Source organism: Buchnera aphidicola (Chaetogeoica yunlongensis), from assembly GCA_039829965.1.
GTDB classification, from domain to species: domain Bacteria; phylum Pseudomonadota; class Gammaproteobacteria; order Enterobacterales; family Enterobacteriaceae; genus Buchnera_B; species Buchnera_B aphidicola_BA.
Genome location: CP139909.1, coordinates 226,110 through 242,982 on the forward strand (window position 1 = coordinate 226,110; position 16,873 = coordinate 242,982).

16 protein-coding genes are annotated in these 16,873 nt (G+C 24.9%); 1 reads left to right on the top strand and 15 read right to left on the bottom strand.

The genetic code is table 11. The annotated features are described in order from the left end of the window. Nucleotides 1-30: 30 nt before the first annotated feature. The 14 genes from murG to UAR70_01050 form a co-directional block, all read right to left on the bottom strand. Nucleotides 31-1,098 carry an undecaprenyldiphospho-muramoylpentapeptide beta-N-acetylglucosaminyltransferase gene (gene murG / locus UAR70_00985; GenBank protein ID XBC39921.1) on the bottom strand — a complete coding sequence of 356 codons (1,068 nt, stop codon included), beginning with the start codon at nucleotides 1,096-1,098 and terminating at the stop codon, nucleotides 31-33. Continuing rightward, nucleotides 1,095-2,240: a cell division protein FtsW gene (ftsW, locus tag UAR70_00990; GenBank protein XBC39922.1), complete on the bottom strand. Its 1,146-nt coding sequence runs from the start codon at nucleotides 2,238-2,240 to the stop codon at nucleotides 1,095-1,097. The genes murG and ftsW overlap by 4 nt, the downstream gene beginning before the upstream one ends. 18 nt (nucleotides 2,241-2,258) lie before the next feature. Then, on the bottom strand, nucleotides 2,259-3,602 hold the full coding sequence (murD, locus tag UAR70_00995; GenBank protein ID XBC39980.1) for a UDP-N-acetylmuramoyl-L-alanine--D-glutamate ligase: 1,344 nt from the start codon (nucleotides 3,600-3,602) through the stop codon (nucleotides 2,259-2,261). 2 nt (nucleotides 3,603-3,604) lie between these two features. Continuing rightward, on the bottom strand, nucleotides 3,605-4,621 hold the full coding sequence (gene mraY / locus UAR70_01000; protein ID XBC39923.1) for a phospho-N-acetylmuramoyl-pentapeptide-transferase: 1,017 nt from the start codon (nucleotides 4,619-4,621) through the stop codon (nucleotides 3,605-3,607). 47 nt (nucleotides 4,622-4,668) lie between these two features. Continuing rightward, nucleotides 4,669-6,060, bottom strand: coding sequence for a UDP-N-acetylmuramoyl-tripeptide--D-alanyl-D-alanine ligase (murF, locus tag UAR70_01005; protein XBC39924.1), 1,392 nt, complete (start codon nucleotides 6,058-6,060; stop codon nucleotides 4,669-4,671). A 3-nt stretch (nucleotides 6,061-6,063) separates the two neighbouring features. Next, nucleotides 6,064-7,401 carry a UDP-N-acetylmuramoyl-L-alanyl-D-glutamate--2,6-diaminopimelate ligase gene (locus tag UAR70_01010; protein ID XBC39981.1) on the bottom strand — a complete coding sequence of 446 codons (1,338 nt, stop codon included), beginning with the start codon at nucleotides 7,399-7,401 and terminating at the stop codon, nucleotides 6,064-6,066. Continuing rightward, nucleotides 7,323-7,547, bottom strand: a complete 225-nt coding sequence (locus tag UAR70_01015; protein XBC39925.1) for a hypothetical protein — start codon at nucleotides 7,545-7,547, stop codon at nucleotides 7,323-7,325. Before UAR70_01015 ends, UAR70_01010 begins: the two co-directional genes overlap by 79 nt. A gap of 47 nt (nucleotides 7,548-7,594) precedes the next feature. Then, nucleotides 7,595-9,058 (bottom strand): penicillin-binding transpeptidase domain-containing protein, encoded by a 1,464-nt coding sequence (locus UAR70_01020; GenBank protein XBC39926.1) that lies wholly within the window; start codon nucleotides 9,056-9,058, stop codon nucleotides 7,595-7,597. After that, the gene (locus UAR70_01025; GenBank protein XBC39927.1) at nucleotides 9,036-9,332 is read right to left on the bottom strand and encodes a hypothetical protein; all 297 of its coding nucleotides are present in this window, start codon (nucleotides 9,330-9,332) and stop codon (nucleotides 9,036-9,038) included. The genes UAR70_01020 and UAR70_01025 overlap by 23 nt, the downstream gene beginning before the upstream one ends. Nucleotides 9,333-9,425: 93 nt before the next feature. Beyond that, nucleotides 9,426-9,662 carry a cell division protein FtsL gene (locus tag UAR70_01030; GenBank protein XBC39928.1) on the bottom strand — a complete coding sequence of 79 codons (237 nt, stop codon included), beginning with the start codon at nucleotides 9,660-9,662 and terminating at the stop codon, nucleotides 9,426-9,428. Then, nucleotides 9,646-10,605: a 16S rRNA (cytosine(1402)-N(4))-methyltransferase RsmH gene (rsmH, locus tag UAR70_01035; protein XBC39929.1), complete on the bottom strand. Its 960-nt coding sequence runs from the start codon at nucleotides 10,603-10,605 to the stop codon at nucleotides 9,646-9,648. The genes UAR70_01030 and rsmH overlap by 17 nt, the downstream gene beginning before the upstream one ends. 87 nt (nucleotides 10,606-10,692) lie before the next feature. Beyond that, entirely contained in the window at nucleotides 10,693-11,169 is a 477-nt protein-coding gene (gene ilvN / locus UAR70_01040) for an acetolactate synthase small subunit (GenBank protein ID XBC39930.1), read from the bottom strand. Then, nucleotides 11,166-12,914: a biosynthetic-type acetolactate synthase large subunit gene (gene ilvB / locus UAR70_01045; GenBank protein XBC39982.1), complete on the bottom strand. Its 1,749-nt coding sequence runs from the start codon at nucleotides 12,912-12,914 to the stop codon at nucleotides 11,166-11,168. The genes ilvN and ilvB overlap by 4 nt, the downstream gene beginning before the upstream one ends. Nucleotides 12,915-13,152: 238 nt before the next feature. Beyond that, complete coding sequence (locus UAR70_01050; protein XBC39931.1) at nucleotides 13,153-14,190, bottom strand: FAD:protein FMN transferase; 1,038 nt, start codon at nucleotides 14,188-14,190, stop codon at nucleotides 13,153-13,155. 314 nt (nucleotides 14,191-14,504) lie between these two features. Between UAR70_01050 and UAR70_01055 the strand changes: the two genes are divergently transcribed. Then, complete coding sequence (locus UAR70_01055) at nucleotides 14,505-15,896, top strand: Do family serine endopeptidase (protein ID XBC39932.1); 1,392 nt, start codon at nucleotides 14,505-14,507, stop codon at nucleotides 15,894-15,896. Nucleotides 15,897-16,027: 131 nt separating this feature from the next. Here UAR70_01055 and dapD read toward each other — a convergent pair whose 3' ends face one another. Next, nucleotides 16,028-16,852, bottom strand: coding sequence for a 2,3,4,5-tetrahydropyridine-2,6-dicarboxylate N-succinyltransferase (dapD, locus tag UAR70_01060; protein ID XBC39933.1), 825 nt, complete (start codon nucleotides 16,850-16,852; stop codon nucleotides 16,028-16,030). Nucleotides 16,853-16,873 lie beyond the last annotated feature (21 nt).

Below are 16,873 nucleotides of genomic sequence, written 5' to 3' on the forward strand. Positions count from 1 at the left end.
TTAAGTCATTTTTAATAATATTTAAAAGAATTAAAGTACTAATTTTTCAATAATTTGAGTGATTTTTTGTGTGGAGTTTATTTTATAATTAGTAGATAAATTTTTAGACATTTTAATTAATGTTTTTCTATCTAAATTTTTTAAGATAGAAATTATAATATCAGCATTAAAGTTAGATTGCATAATTATTTTTGCTCCTTTAGCTGTTTTTAAAGGTAAAGCATTCCAGTATTGGTGTTTATCTTTATGTGGGTATGGTACAAATATTGCAGGTAAACAAACATGTTGTATTTCACTTACTGTTAAAGCTCCTGATCGGCAGATTATTAAATCTGCCCAATAGTATGCTTTGGATATATCTTTAATAAATGGTGTAACTTTATATATATTATAATTAATCATTTTTTCATATATTTTTTTCATTATTTTTATATTTGTATTTCCAACTTGATGCCATAAAATTATTTTATTTTTTAGTACTTTTACTACTTTAGGAAAAGTAAAATTAAATATTTCTGCTCCTTGACTTCCTCCAATTACTAATATTTTTAGTGGTCCTAATCTATTTTTAAATCGTTTGTAAGAAAATTTTAGATTATTAATAGATTTTCGAATAGGATTTCCAACAGTAATACTATTTTTTTTAATTCTGATTGTATTAGGAAAGGCTTGCATATTTATTGTAGCAAATTTTGATAATAGCTTATTAGCTAATCCTAACACTCTATTTTGTTCATGTATGATTAATGGTTTATTATATAAATATGATATTATGCCTCCTGGAACAGAAATATAATTTCCCATGCCTAGAATAACATCAGGATTTATTTTTTTTATAATTATTTGAGCTTGATAACAAGCTCTTATTATTTTTATAGGAATAGTAATTAGGTTTAAAAAACTTTTTCCTCGAACTCCGGTTGTATTGATAAAATTTATCGGGATATTATATTTTGGTATTATTTTAGCTTCCATAGTATTAGCACATCCTATCCAAAATATTTTCCATCCATTTTTTTGTAGAGATTTAGCTATTTCTAGACCAGGAGATATGTGTCCTAATGTTCCTCCTGCCATAATAATAATTTTTTTTTTCATATATTATTTTTTTGGAATGCTTGTATTTGTGTTATACGTGATTCAAAATCGATGCGTAAAAGTATCATAATAGAAATGGAAGCAATAATTAAACTAGATCCTCCATAACTAATTAAAGGTAATGTTAATCCTTTAGTGGGTAATAAACCAATAGTTGTTCCAACGTTAATCAAAGTTTGGAATATTAACCATAATCCGATTGAAATTGCAAGATATCCAGAAAACATATTTTTATATTTTAGTGATTTTTTTCCTATTTGAATTGCTCTAAATGAAACAAAAAATAACATAGATAATATTATACATATCCCAATATATCCTAATTCTTCACCTATAATGGAAAGTATAAAATCTGTATACGCTTCAGGTAAATATTCGAGTTTTTGTATTGAGTTTCCTAAACCTGTTCCGAAGACATTTCCTCTTCCTAATGCCATTAATGATTGAGTAAGTTGATATCCTTTTCCAAAAGGATCTTCCCAAGGATGTAAAAAAGATATTATTCTTTTAATTCGATAAGGAGTGTGTATTATTAAGCTGATAAAAGTTATTAAAAACATCAATACAATAAATAAAAATTTCCATATTTTTGTTCCTAAAATAAATAATATAGATATTGTAGTTAAAAGGATTATTGTTACACTTCCTAGATCAGGTTCAGCTAATAATAAAATAGATATAAGAGATATTATAATTATTGGTTTATAAAATCCCCAGAAGTTACTTATTATTTCGGAATGTTTTCTAGATAAATAATCGGATAAATAAAAGAATATTGATAGTTTTGCTAATTCAGATGGTTGCATACTTATAGAATAGTTTATTGTAATCCATCTTGAAGCCCCATTGATAGAATGTCCAAATATTAATACTAGTAATAATGTAATTATGGAAAAAAAAAGTATAATTTTATTATTTTTTTTCCAAAAAGAAATGGGTATATTAAGAAATATTTTAAACAGAAATAATAATATTATTAAGTATAAAGATTGTTTTTTAACAAATATAAATATATCATGGTATATGTGTTCAGCTATAGATATAGAAGAAGAAATAATCATTGTAGTGCCTATAAGAATTAGACATATAGTAACCCATAATAATTTTATATCGTATAATTTCGTTTGAAAGTTTTTATACATTTTTAAAATAAACTAAAATTATTTTTGTGTTTTAATTAAGTGTTTTATTAATCTTGTAAAAGTGTTTCCTCTTTCTCTAAATCCAGAAAATTGATCTAAACTACTGCATGCAGGAGATAGTAAGACTATGTCTGTAGGTTTTACTTGCTTAAATATTAAATATATAATTTCTGATAGTGTATCAGAACATATAGATTTATGTGGATGTAAGTTAAATATTTTTTTTTTGCATTTTCCATAACAATAAATCACAATAGATTTATTTGTGAGTATATTTTTTAATGGTGTAAAATTTGCAGATTTACTATCTCCTCCTAATATTAATCTAATTTTGCTTTGTGTGGTTTTTTGTATGCTATTTATTGCAGATACAGTGCTTGCTACGTTGGTTGATTTAGAATCATTAATCCATAAAATATTATTACTTTTATTGACTATTTGAAATCTATGTGGTAATCCTAAGAAATTTTTTAGTACAGAAAGGCTATCATCTAGATTTATTTTAAGTTCATGTACTATGGATAATGCTGATAAAACATTAATATAGTTATGTTGTCCAAATATTTTTAATTCTTTAGTATTTAATAACTTTTGTTGTTTATAACAAATCCATGTGTTGTTTTTTTGATAGTCAAGATGATAATCTCCTTTTTTAAGTCCAAAAGAAATATATTTTTTATTTTTTATTTTTTTGTTGCAAGATAATGGATCATCTATATTGATTATACATATCTTAGAATATTTATAAATTTTTTGTTTGATTTTGATATATTGTTCCATTCCTAAATGATGTCTATCCATATGGTCAGGTGTAATATTTAATATAGTTGAAATATATGATTTTAAATTAAATATATATTCTAATTGAAAACTAGATAGTTCTAATATAAAATAATCAGCGGGTTTATTAAGAATACTTAATGCTGGAATTCCTATATTTCCACCTATGTAGGCACGAAATCTAGATTTTTGAATTATTTTGTTTACCATCATAGTAACTGAGCTTTTTCCATTTGAACCTGTAATGGAAATTATTGGAGTATTAGTTTCTCTTAAAAATAGTTCAATATCTCCAATAATTTCTATATTATTTTTCAGTGCAAATGTAATTGCAGGATGTGTAGAATTTATACCTGGGCTGACAATTATTAGTGTAGATTCTAGTATCCAAGAATAATTAATAGATCCTATGTGATAGGATATATTTTTAAATTTTAATATCTTTTTTATGTATTTAGGATTTTTGCAAGTATCCATAACTTTAGGAAATATTCCTTTAGATAAAAAAAAATTTATACATGATATACCTGTTATACCCATTCCAAATATAAGAATTTTTTTATTAGAATAGTTACAAATCATTGTTAAACCTTTAAGATGATTAATCCAATTAACATTAATATGAATGAAATTATCCAGCATCTAACTACTAATTGTGGTTCAGGACATCCTTTTAGTTCATAATGATGATGAATAGGAGTCATATTAAATATTTTTTTTTGAGTAAATTTATAATATGTTACTTGAATAATTACTGATAATGTTTCTATTACAAATAATCCTCCTAAGATAACTAGAAGTAATTCTTGTCGTAGTAAAACAGTAATAATACTAATAATTCCACCTAAAGACAAAGATCCTACATCACCCATAAATATTCTAGCCGGATAGGTATTAAACCATAAAAATCCTATGCTAGCACCTATAATAGCAGTACAAATAGTTGTTAATTCGTTAGCATAAGGTATATAAATTGTATTAAAATACTGTGAAAAGTTTATGTTTCCACTAATTATTGATATTATTGATAAACTAGTAGCGACGAAAATTATAGGCACTATTGCTAATCCATCTAGTCCGTCTGTTAGATTGACAGCGTTACTGGTTCCAACTATTGTAAAATATGATAGTAATATACATATAATTTTATTTTTAAAAGTAATTTCTTCTAAAAATGGACATATTAATTTATTCATAGATTGATCATTAAATTTATAATATATTAATAATATCACTATAAAAGCAATACTTGATAGAAGAAAAAATTTTTTAAAATTTGATAAACCGTTTTCGTTTTGGTAAATAATTTTTTTATAATCATCTATGAATCCTACTACTCCATATCCAATTAGAATTATAATGGAAAATATTACGTAAGGGTTGGATAATTTTGTCCATAGAAGCGTTGACATAATAATTGAAAATATTATTAGTATTCCACCCATGGTGGGTGTATATTTTTTTTTTAAATGTGATTTAGGATTGCATTTTCTAATTATTTGATGAATCTGACTTTTTTTTAGCTGTTTGATTAAATATGGTCCCAGTATTAGAAAAATGGATAAAGACGTAAAAAAGCTTAGTATAGGATTAATGATCATATATTTTATTTAATATTTTAAAGTAAAGATCATAAAATTAAATTTTTTTAGGTAATTGTATTTTTGTATGTTTCTATTAATTTTTGAACAATTTTTTCTAATTTGTAGATTCTAGATGCTTTTACTAAGATAGTAATAATTTTTTTATTTAATAATTTATTTATCAAAGCATCTAATAAATTTTGAGAATTGTTGAAATGTTGTCCCTTTTTACTATTTTTGCTAATATTTTTACTCAAATCACCAATACTAAAAACTTTATTTATATTAGAATTATATAGATAATTTCCAACAGTTTTGTGATAAAAAATATTTTTTTTCCCTAATTCAGCCATATCTCCTGATACGAAAATTTTGTATCCTGGCATTTTTTCTAATACTTTAATGGCTGCAGCCATAGATCCTACATTAGCGTTGTATGTGTCATTAATAACAGTTTTATACTTGTTGAGTCTAATACTTTGTAGTCTGTTTTTCAGTAATGGTAGTTTAGCAAGACTTGTTTGAATTATTTTTAAGGGAATATTTAAAGATATTGCAATTGAGGCGGCTGCTAAGGCATTAGAAATATTGTGATGACCTAGTAATGGTAGAGAAATATATATTTCTCCTTGAGGACAATGTAATTTAAATTTTGACCCTTTATTATTAATTTTTATGTCACTAGCAAAAACAGTGCTGTTTTGTTTCATTGAAAAACTAATTATTTTTTGAGTAGATAAAGATTTTTTCCACATTGGCCAAAAGTTGTTGTCTTGATTGAAAATTGCTGTTCCATTTTTTGGTAATCCTAAAAAAATTTCTTTTTTAGCTGCAGCTACTCCAGATATATTTTTAAAGCCAGCTAGGTGTGCATTGTAGATATTATTTATAAGTGCTATATTCGGTTTTGTTATATTAACTGTATATTCTATGTTTTTGGGATAGTTTGCTCCTAATTCTATTACTGCATATTTATGAAATTTTTTCAATTTTAATAGAGTAAGTGGAACACCAATGTGATTATTTAGATTATGAAAAGTAGAAATTGTATTTCCATGATTTTTTAAGATAGAAGCAGTCATTTCTTTTACAGAAGTTTTTCCTGACGATCCGGTAATTGCAATAATAGTAGTATTTACTTGTTTTCTTGTCCAAGCTGCAATTTGGCCTAAAGCAATATTTGTATTTTTAACTATAATTTGTGGTATATTACATTTTTTTAAATATTTTGTTTGAATAAGTAACGCACGAGCTCTTTTAGTTATAGCTTCGTGTATAAAAGAGTGTGCGTTAAATTTTTTTCCGATCAAAGCAATAAATAAACATCCAGGAGTAATTTTTCTAGTGTCAGTAGATATTGAACAAATTTTTATAGAATTTACATGACATAATTTTCCTGAATAATATAATTTTCCATTAGTGATATATTGTATTTGTTTTAAACTAATTGGTATCATATTTTATTTTAATAGTTTATTTATTACGTCTTGATCGGAATAATAGTAATATTTGTTATTTATAATTTGATATTTTTCGTGACCTTTACCAGAGATAATTATTATATCTTGAATATTTGCATTATTTAATGCAAATTTTATTGCTTTTTCTCTATTTAAAATCACATGAATTTTATTTTTGTTTTTACATCCAGAGAGAATATCCTGAATAATATCTAATGGATTTTCGTTTCTTGGATTATCGTTAGTTAATATTATCTTATCTGATAAAATTTCAGCAATTTTTCCCATATGAGGACGTTTATTTTTATCTCGGTTTCCACCGCATCCAAAGATACACCATATTTTTTTATTTTTAAATTTCATTTTTATGGTGTTTAATAGATTTTTTAATGCATCTTTATTGTGTGCATAATCTATGATGATTTTTGGTTTATTAGGAAATTTAAAATACTGCATTCTACCTGATATGGTTTTAATTTTATTGCATACTTTAATTAAATCTTGAATAGGATATTTTAATTCTAATAGGCTAGCTAAAGCAAGTAATAGATTTGTTACATTAAATAGTCCAATTAGTTTACTACTTAATATCCCGCTACCCCAAGTAGAATTGAAAGAAATAGTGGTATAATCATGTTTTTCCTCTATTTTATTTACATTAATCCATTTCTTAGATAAGAATGAGGAGTAATGATTGTTTATAGTTACAGAAATTATATTTTTATTAGATAATTTTTTAATACAAGATCGTGCTATGGGATCATCTATATTAATTATAAAGGTATTAATATTATATTGTAATAAAAATGATAGTTTCGCATGTATATATTGTTGTATTGTTTGATGATAGTCAAGATGTTCTGATGTTATATTTGTTAATATAGCAATATTAAAAGGTAACCCTAGAATTCTATTTTGAGATATTCCATGTGAAGAAATTTCCATTGCTATAGTATCAATATTTTTATATAACATATTTTGTATAAACTTATATATATTTTCTGGTGATTCAGTTGTGTTTTTTGTTAACGTTAATTTTTTATAGCATCCATATCCTAATGTACCCATAATTCCTATTTTTTTATTTAATAGGTTAGTCCATTGTGCAATTATATGTGTAGTAGTGCTTTTCCCATTTGTTCCAGTTATTCCTATTAGTGTAATTTTTTTTTGAAATGAATAATATCTTTTTAAAATTAAAGGAAAATATTTTGATAACTCAAAAAAATAAATGATCGGTATATCGTTTTTAATTTTTTTTATAGTTCCATGTTGGATTTTTTTTTTGTGTCGTAAAGAATTATAGATGTTCCATTTTTTATTGCTTGTAAAATATATATTTTTTTTTGAGTAGAATTATTCTTTATTGCACAAAATAAATTTCCAGGTTTAATGTATTGGCTGTTAGAATTTATCCCTGTAATATTAAATGAATATTCAGTTTTTATCCAGGGTAATATTAGTTTTTTAAAATTTTTATTCATAATAAGAAGTATGTTTTATAAAAAGTTAGTGGTGTAGTGTTATATTTTTAATATTTTTGTAAATTATCTGGAAGAATATTGTTTAGTTTTAGAATTTGACTCATTATAATTTTAAATACTGGAGCTGACACGTCTCCTCCATAGTATTTTTTAGATTTAGGTTCATTAATCATGATTATTAATGAGAATTTAGGATGACTCATAGGAACAATACCAGCAATATAAGAAATATATTTTTTTACATAATGTTTTTTAGAATTTAGTTTTTTAGTCGTTCCAGTTTTTGCTGCTATTCTATAGCCCTTAATTGCTGCTTTTCGCCCTGCTCCTCCTGGTTGAGTTACTGTTTCTAACATTTTTGATACGATTTTAATTATTTTTTTAGAAAATACTTGTTCAGTAGAGTTGTTTTTTATTTTTTGATAATCTTTTGCTATTATAGATAATGGTTGTGAACTTCCATTTCTTCCTATAATAGTATATACACGTGCGAGTTGTAGTGGTGTTGCCATTACTCCGTAACCAAATGATAATGATACTTTATCAAGATCTGAAAAATGTTTATTTTTTGAGTATAGGAATCCAGATTTTTCTCCTATTAATCCTATATTAGTAGATTTTCCAAGTTTAAATTTAGCATAAATATCAATAATTTCAGACATAGGCATAAGTAGTGACAATTTTGATACTCCTATATTACTTGATTTTTTTAGAATATCAGTAATTGAGAGTTTTCCATGGCATGGAAATACATCTTTTATTGTATGCTTATTAATTGTAATAGGAGATATATTCATAATAGTATTAGGTGTGGCTATTTTTTTTTCTAATGCCTTCATAATAATCATTGGTTTTACAGTAGATCCTAGTTCAAACATATCAGTAATAGCTTTATTTCTAATAGTTGGATTTTCTTTAAATAATTGTTTTGAATTATTGGGATCAAACGAAGGACTATTTACTATAGATAATATTTCTCCTGTTTCTATATTTATTAAAACAGCACTTCCAGAATTAGCTTTATTAGATATAACAGCATTATTAAGTGCGCAATATACTATTTTTTGATATCTTGAATCTATACTTAAAGTAATATCATTTGGTGGAATGCTTTTTTTTATGGTGTACTTTTCTATCACTTTTCCATTTTTATCTATTCTAACTTTTATTGTTTCAGGTTTACCGGTTAGTAGTTTATCAAAGCTTTTTTCTACCCCTTCAATTCCTTTATTATCAATATTAGTAAATCCTACAAGTTGTGATGTTAATTTTCCTAGTGGATAATACCGTTTATAATCATTTATTAGATATATTCCTGGTATATTTAGATCTTTTATTTTTTTTGCAAGTTCAAAACTAATTTTACGAGCAAGATATATGAAGTGTTTGTTTTTATTTAATTTAATTTCATAAAATATTTTTTCTAAGGGTATTGATAAAACTTTTGATAAATTTTTCCATTTTAAAGTAGAATTGATATCTTCTTCTTTAAAAAAAAAATTGAGGGTCAAAACAAATACTTTTTACCGGTAAACTAACAGCTATTAAATTTCCTAATCTATCTTTAATATTTCCTCTTTGAATTATTTCTATTCGTGTTCTTAAAGAACGTAGATCACTTTGATGTGTAAGGTGTTTAGATTGAATTATTTGTAAGAAAAAAATTCTTATAAATACCACACTGGAAATAAATGTGATTAATAAAAATAAAAGTAACATTCTTTTATTATTGAATGTTTTATTTTTTATTTTAAAGTATCGTTTTTTTTTTGAAATATATATCATAGATTTAAAATATTTCTAATAATTATTTTAAAAATTATTTTAGATAATTTTTATATATAATATTATAATAGGAAACATAAAAATTGTTAAATTTTATTTAATATTTTTTATTTTGTAAATATTTTTTAATTGTAAATTTTTATTTATGCTTAACTTAATTGATTCTTTTTTTAATTTTTCTATTTCAGATATTAGTAGACGTGTTTTATGTATTATGATAACTAACAATATTGATGAAAATAATATCATAAAAAGAAGTGCAATTTGTGTTTTATGAAAAGAAAGCATATCATCTAAAATTATTTTTGATAAATTATAATTCTTGTCCATGTGTATTTATTTTTTCAGCAATTCGTAATATTGCACTACGTGACCTTTTATTTATATTCATTTCTATTTTACTAGGAAATATTTTTTTAAAAATTTTTAGTTGTATTTTATTAAGAGATTTTAATTGTTGTTCAGTTATTGGAAATCCTGAAGGAGCGTATGGTAATTTACTATGTTTATTCATAAAGTTTTTTACAATACGATCTTCTAATGAATGAAAACTGATAACTAGTAATCTTCCATGATGAGTAAGTAGATTTAAAATGGTTTTTAGTGCTGTTTTTAATTCATAGATTTCTTGATTTATATAAATTCTAATTGCTTGAAACGTTAGTCTTGCTGGATGTTTGTTATATTTAGTATATGGTATAATTTTTTTTATTATATCAGATAATTCTATTGTTCTGGTAATTTGTGTTTTTTTGTTGTACTTAAGTATTTCTAGAGATATTTTTTTTGCAAATCTTTCTTCTCCATATTTTTTCAGTATATGATATAATTTCTTAGCGCTAGTTTTTTTTAGCCATTGATATGCTGGAATACCTTGATTTGGATTCATTCTCATATCCAACGGTCCATCTGATAGAAAAGAAAATCCTCTATTTGGATTGTCTATTTGCATAGATGACATACCTAAATCTAATAGTATACCGTTTACTTTTTTTTGTGTATAATTTTTATTAAAGTTTTTTAATATGTTAGAAAATGATCCATGAAGGATATTAAATCTACTATCGTATTTTAATTTATTAGCTATTTGAATGGCATCGGGATCTTTATCAATGCTATAAAGTTTTCCATTTTTTCCTAAATTTTTTAAAATTTCTTTTGAATGGCCACCATATCCAAATGTACAATCTATATATATTCCATCTGGTTTTATATTTAAATTTGTAATTGTTTCGTTTAATAATACAGACGTATGTTTGTAATTATCATTCATAATTGATTGTAGTTTAATTATATAGTCAGTAAAAAATTTATAATAATGTTATTTTTTATAAGAAAAAATTTAATTTTTTGTAAATTTTTAATTTTTAGAGATGCTGATTATTCCTGATCTAGAAATTTCTATAATTTCTGTAAAATTTTTTATAATTTCTATATATTTGTTTAGTTTTTTACTATTTCCTGATAATTGTATAATAGAGCTATTTGAGTTTATATTAACGACTTTGCCTTTAAATATATTTGTAATATTGTGTATTTTATGATACTGATCATTAGTATTGTTTATTTTAATTAGTAGAATTTCTCTTTCTATATGATCTAAATGTCCAATTTCTGTGACTTTAAGTACATTTATTAGTTTATGTAATTGTTTTTCAATTTGTTCAAGAATTTGTTCGTTACCAATAGTTTGTATGGTGATTTTAGATATAGATAAATCTTCTGTGGGTGCTACTGTTATACTTTCGATATTATATCCTCTTTGAGAAAATAAACCAACAACTCTAGATAAGGCTCCAGATTCATTTTCTAATAGAATGGATAAGATGCGTTTCATTTAGATATGTTCTCCATATTTCTTAACAGCATTTCATTCATTCCTCCATCTTTAATTTGCATAGGATAAACATGTTCTTCTGGATCAATGTTGATATCTACGAAAACTAAACTACCTTTTTTTAAATTTGTTAGTGCAAATTTTAATTTTTTTTCTAATTCTTTAGAAGTGTGAATGGATAGTCCTATATGACCGTAGGATTCAGATAATTTTACAAAATCAGGTAATGATTTCATATATGAATGAGAATGTCTACCTGAATATATGATATCTTGCCATTGCTTTACCATTCCTAAAGAGCGATTGTTTAAATTTAGTATTAATATTGAAATTTTATATTGCATTGCTGTAGATAGTTCTTGAATGTTCATTTGAATACTTCCATCTCCAGTAATACAAATTACAATTTCTTTAGGTAAAGCAAGTTTTACACCTAATGCAGCGGGTAATCCAAACCCCATTGTTCCTAATCCTCCTGAATTTATCCATCTTCTAGGTTTTTTAAATGAATAATATAGTGCTGTAAACATTTGATGTTGACCAACATCTGATGTAATAAAAGCATTTCCGTGAGTTAATTGAGATATTTTTTTAATAACCTGTTGTGGTTTAATTTTTTCACTATTTTTATTAAAATTTAGACTATTGATAGATTTCCATTGATTTATTTTGTTCCACCATGTTTCTAAATTTGTTATTTTATTTTTAGGAATTTTTTTGTTTAATAAATATAATATTTGTTTTAAAACATTTTTAGCATCTCCTACTATCGGAATATGTGAAGAAATAGTTTTAGATATAGATGTAGGATCAATGTCAATATGTATAATAGTAGCGTTAGGACAGTATTTATCTACGTTGTTTGTTGTTCTATCATCAAATCTTACTCCAATTGCTAGAATTGCATCTGATTCATGCATAGCCATATTAGCTTCATAAGTTCCGTGCATGCCTAGCATTTTTAGGTTTTGTGGATGGTCATAAGGAATAGCTCCTAGAGCCATCAATGAAGTAGTAACTGGAATATTTAATCTTTCAGCAATTAATTTTAATTCTCTATGACTATTTGAACTTATTATACCACCACCGATATAGATTATTGGTTGTTGTGCTGCTATTAAGGTATATAAGGCTCTTTTAATTTGTCCCTGATGACCTTTTAAAATCGGATTATATGATCTTAGACTAATTGATTTCGGCCAAATATATGGTTTTTTTACTAAAGGATTTAAAATATCTTTGGGTAAATCAATTACCACTGGTCCAGGTCTACCACTAGATGCTAACCAAAAAGCTTTTTTAAATATCAAAGGGATGTCTTCAGTGTTTTTAACTAAAAAGCTATGTTTAACTATTGGTCTTGAGATTCCTATCATATCACATTCTTGAAAAGCGTCATATCCAATTAAAGATGATGCAACTTGTCCAGAAATTACGACGAGTGGTATAGAATCCATATATGCAGTTGCGATTCCAGTAATTGCGTTTGTAGCACCAGGTCCTGATGTTACTAATACTACTCCAGTTTTTCCAGTAGCTCTAGCGTATCCATCGGCCATATGTGTTGCACTTTGTTCATGTCTAACAAGAATATGTGTAATTCCTTCAATTGTTTTTAAAGAATCGTATATGTCTAAAACAGCTCCTCCAGGGTATCCAAATATATGTTTGATACCTTGATCAATTAATGATCTAATTACCATTTCAGATCCTGATAACATTTCCGCTTCAGATCCTGATAACATTTCCATTTTTTCTCCAAAGGTACGAGTTTATTGAGAATAAATTAAATTTTTATGTTTTTTGATTTTTGATCAGATTATTTTAAAGATATAGTAAATTTTTAAATTGTTACTAAATTCATATTTTTTAGGTTTTTAAAATAATGGATGATAATAAAATGTTTGTATTTAAATGTAAACATATATGTAATGGTGTTTTATATATTGATAGGAAAGTTTTTTGTTTTATACATTTGTAATATTATGTTGGCTGATTAATTAAAAATTTTTTAAATTGTGGAGATATCCAAGTAAATAAATGTGACGCTTCTCGTTTTATTAAACAGACAGCTAATTTTTCTGAGATAGCTATATTTTTTGCTTGTTGAAATCCTAATAACATTAATCCTGTATCCCAAAGGTCTGACTCTAATGCTGATTTTGAAATAACACTAACTGAAATTAAGTTAGTATTAGAGGGGTTTCCTGTAATAGGATCAATTAAATGAATAATGTTTTTTTTATTAATTAAATAGTAATTTCTATATGTTCCTGATGTACTAATTCCATTATTTTTTAAAGATACAAACATATGAATTTGGTGTCCTAATTCTTCTGGTTTTTGGATTGCTATTATTTTAGGTTTAGAATTACAACATGGTGTATGTGTTCTAATGGCTCCACCTACTAAAACAGTATAGTTTGTTATTTTTTCTCTATTTAAAATTTCTGCTAAATTATCAGCTGCGAATCCTTCACCTATACTAGATAAATTAATTTGTAGTTGTGGTATATCTTTTTGTAAGTAATTTGTATTTTTTTTTTTTATAATTTTGATATGTTTATATCCAGATGTTGATTTAGCTGTTTTTATTTCGCTTAAAGAAGGAATTTTATTTATTGAGTGTTTAGGTCCAAAACCCCACAGATTTATTAATGTTCCTGAAGTAATATCTAATAAATTGTGTGTTTTGTGTCCAATTAATAAACTCATTGAAATTAGTTTAGATAAGATGTTATTAATTTTTTGCGGTTTTGTTGTAAAATTGTTATTAAAGTTAGATATATCAGAAGTATTATTCCACGAAGATATTTGATGATTATCAAAATTAAGTTGTGTTTGTATTTTTTTCATTAGATAATTAAATTTTAATTTTTGATCGTTTATGAATTTTATCTTCCAAATTGTCCCCATTGTATGACCGTATAAACACATAACATTATGTTTTTGGTCTGTTATATGAATATTCATTAAAATTAATAAATAAAATAAAATACATATATTTATTATATATGTCATAATTTCATCCTAACAATATATATCTATATTAGAGTATTTATAATAATTAAATAATATGGTTATGTAAAATTGTATGTTAATAGAAAAATTTATTTTAAACATTATAAGTAAAGAGTAGATTTATATTTTATATATAATATTTGTTATTTATATATTTCATTTTAAATTTTTTTAATAAAATAATATTGTATTTATTAAAATATTTAATTAAGTAGTGATTAAAATTTATTTATGTTAGATTTTTATTATACAGAATATTATTTATTTTATAAATTTGTGATTTAATTTTTCTGATATTATTATGAGATGGAAACATGAAAAGAATTACTACATTTTTACGTACTACATCAACATTTCTAATTTTTTTATTAGTTTCTGGTTGTTTATCTGGGCATGAATCAAAAAATTTTTCCAAACAGATTTTATTTACACCGAAATTGTCTAATCTTGCTCCTATGTTGGAACATGTTATTCCATCTGTCGTTAGTATTACAGTGGAAAGTGGTGTAAATAAATTTTCAAGGGTATCTAGTCATACTTCATCTTTGTATTCTAAAAGTATTCTATTCAGCCATTCTGTTCAATCTGATAAATTTCGTATATTAGGTTCAGGGGTAATTATAGATTCTCAATATGGATATATAGTGACTAATAGTCATGTAGTTGATAGAGCAGATAAAATTTATGTAAAATTAAGTAATGGAAGTACGTATAATGCTATTATAGTTGGAAAAGATTCTCGTTTTGATATAGCGTTACTTCAGTTAAAACAATTTAAAACATTACATCAAATTAAGATTTCGAATTCAGATGATCTTAGAGTAGGTGATTATGTAATTGCCATTGGAAATCCTTATGGACTAGGAGAAACTGTTACATCTGGTATTATTTCAGCTTTACATAGAAGTGGTTTAAATATTGAAAATTATGAAAACTTTATTCAAACTGATGCTGCAATTAATAGAGGAAATTCTGGTGGTGCATTAATTAATTTAAAAGGAGAGTTGATAGGGATTAATACTGCTATTTTAGCTCCTGATGGAGGTAATATTGGTATAGGTTTTTCTATTCCAATTAACATGGTAAAAAATTTAGTATCTCAAATATTAAAGTATGGTCAAATACAAAGAAATGAATTAGGTATTGTTGGTACAGAATTAACGTTAGATTTAGTTAAAGTGATGAAGATAGCGATTCATAGGGGTGCGTTTGTAAGTCAAGTGTTATCTCAATCTTCTGCAGAAATATCAGGAATAAGACCTGGAGATGTGATTATTTCATTGAACAAAAAACCGGTTTTTAGTTTTTCTTCTTTAAGAGCCGAAATAGCATCTCAATTAATACATACTAAAGTAGAATTGGGATTGTTGAGAAAAGGAAAATTTGAGTCTGTTTTGGTAGAACTAAATCCTAGAATTCAAAATGAAATTGATTCTTCTGCTTTACATAAATCTATTTCAGGTGCTAAGTTAAGAAATTTTATATTAAGTGGAAAAAGTCAAGGTATATGTGTGGATGATGTTAAGATTAAAACACCGGCAGATCATATTGGATTGAAAAAAAATGATATTATTTTTGAAATTAATAAAAATAATATACTATCTTTAAATGATTTTAGACGTTTATTACATACTCATCCTGAGATATTAGTTCTTCATATTAAAAGAGGAAATGAAATTTTATATCTTGTGGTACATTATTATTAAAGATTATTTTAAATGCAGACATTCATTTAGTTATTTTTTTCCTACCTAGATAAATAGTAAATATTTTAGGTAGGATGTGATATTTAATTATTTTATTATGTTTTTAATAGTTATAAGGGATTTTTATTTTTTTACTCGTTTATATTTCTTAGTAATTTATTAATACTTGTTTTTTTTAAAGTTTGTTCGTCTATTTTTTTTACAATTACAGCACAGTATAGATTACAATTATTAGTACTAGGTAAACTGCCTGGAACTACAACAGAACCAGAGGGAACTCTTCCGTAAATTATTTTTTTATTGATTCTATCGTATATTTTAGTACTTTGTCCGATATATACTCCCATAGAAATTACAGAATTAGATTCAATAATTACTCCTTCGACAATTTCAGATCTAGCACCAATAAAGCAGTTGTTTTCTATAATAGTAGGATTTTGTTGTATTGGTTCTAGAACTCCTCCAATACCAACTCCTCCAGATATATGCACGTTTTTTCCAATTTGTGCACATGATCCTATGGTAGCCCATGTATCTATCATTGTGCCTTCATCAATATAAGCCCCTATGTTTACGTAGCATGGCATTAATACTGTATTTTTTCCGATAAAGGAAGCATACCGTACAGTTGCTGGAGGCACTATTCTAACATTGTCTTTTATAAAATTTTCTTGAGTGTAATTTGAGTATTTTAATTTAATTTTATCGTAAAAGTTTGTATGGTTATTAGATATGAGTGTATTTTTATTTACTATAAAAGATAATAAGATAGCTTTTTTTAACCATTGATGTGTAATCCAATTTTTATTTATTTTTTCCGATATTCTTAGTTCTCCTGTATTTAGCATGTACAAAACTGTTTTTATAGATTCGTAAGTTTTTTTATCAATATTATTATGACTAATTTCTGACTTTTTTTTAAAGATTTCATTTATTTGATTTTTTAAAGTTTTCATATATAAGTAATTAGTATTTTA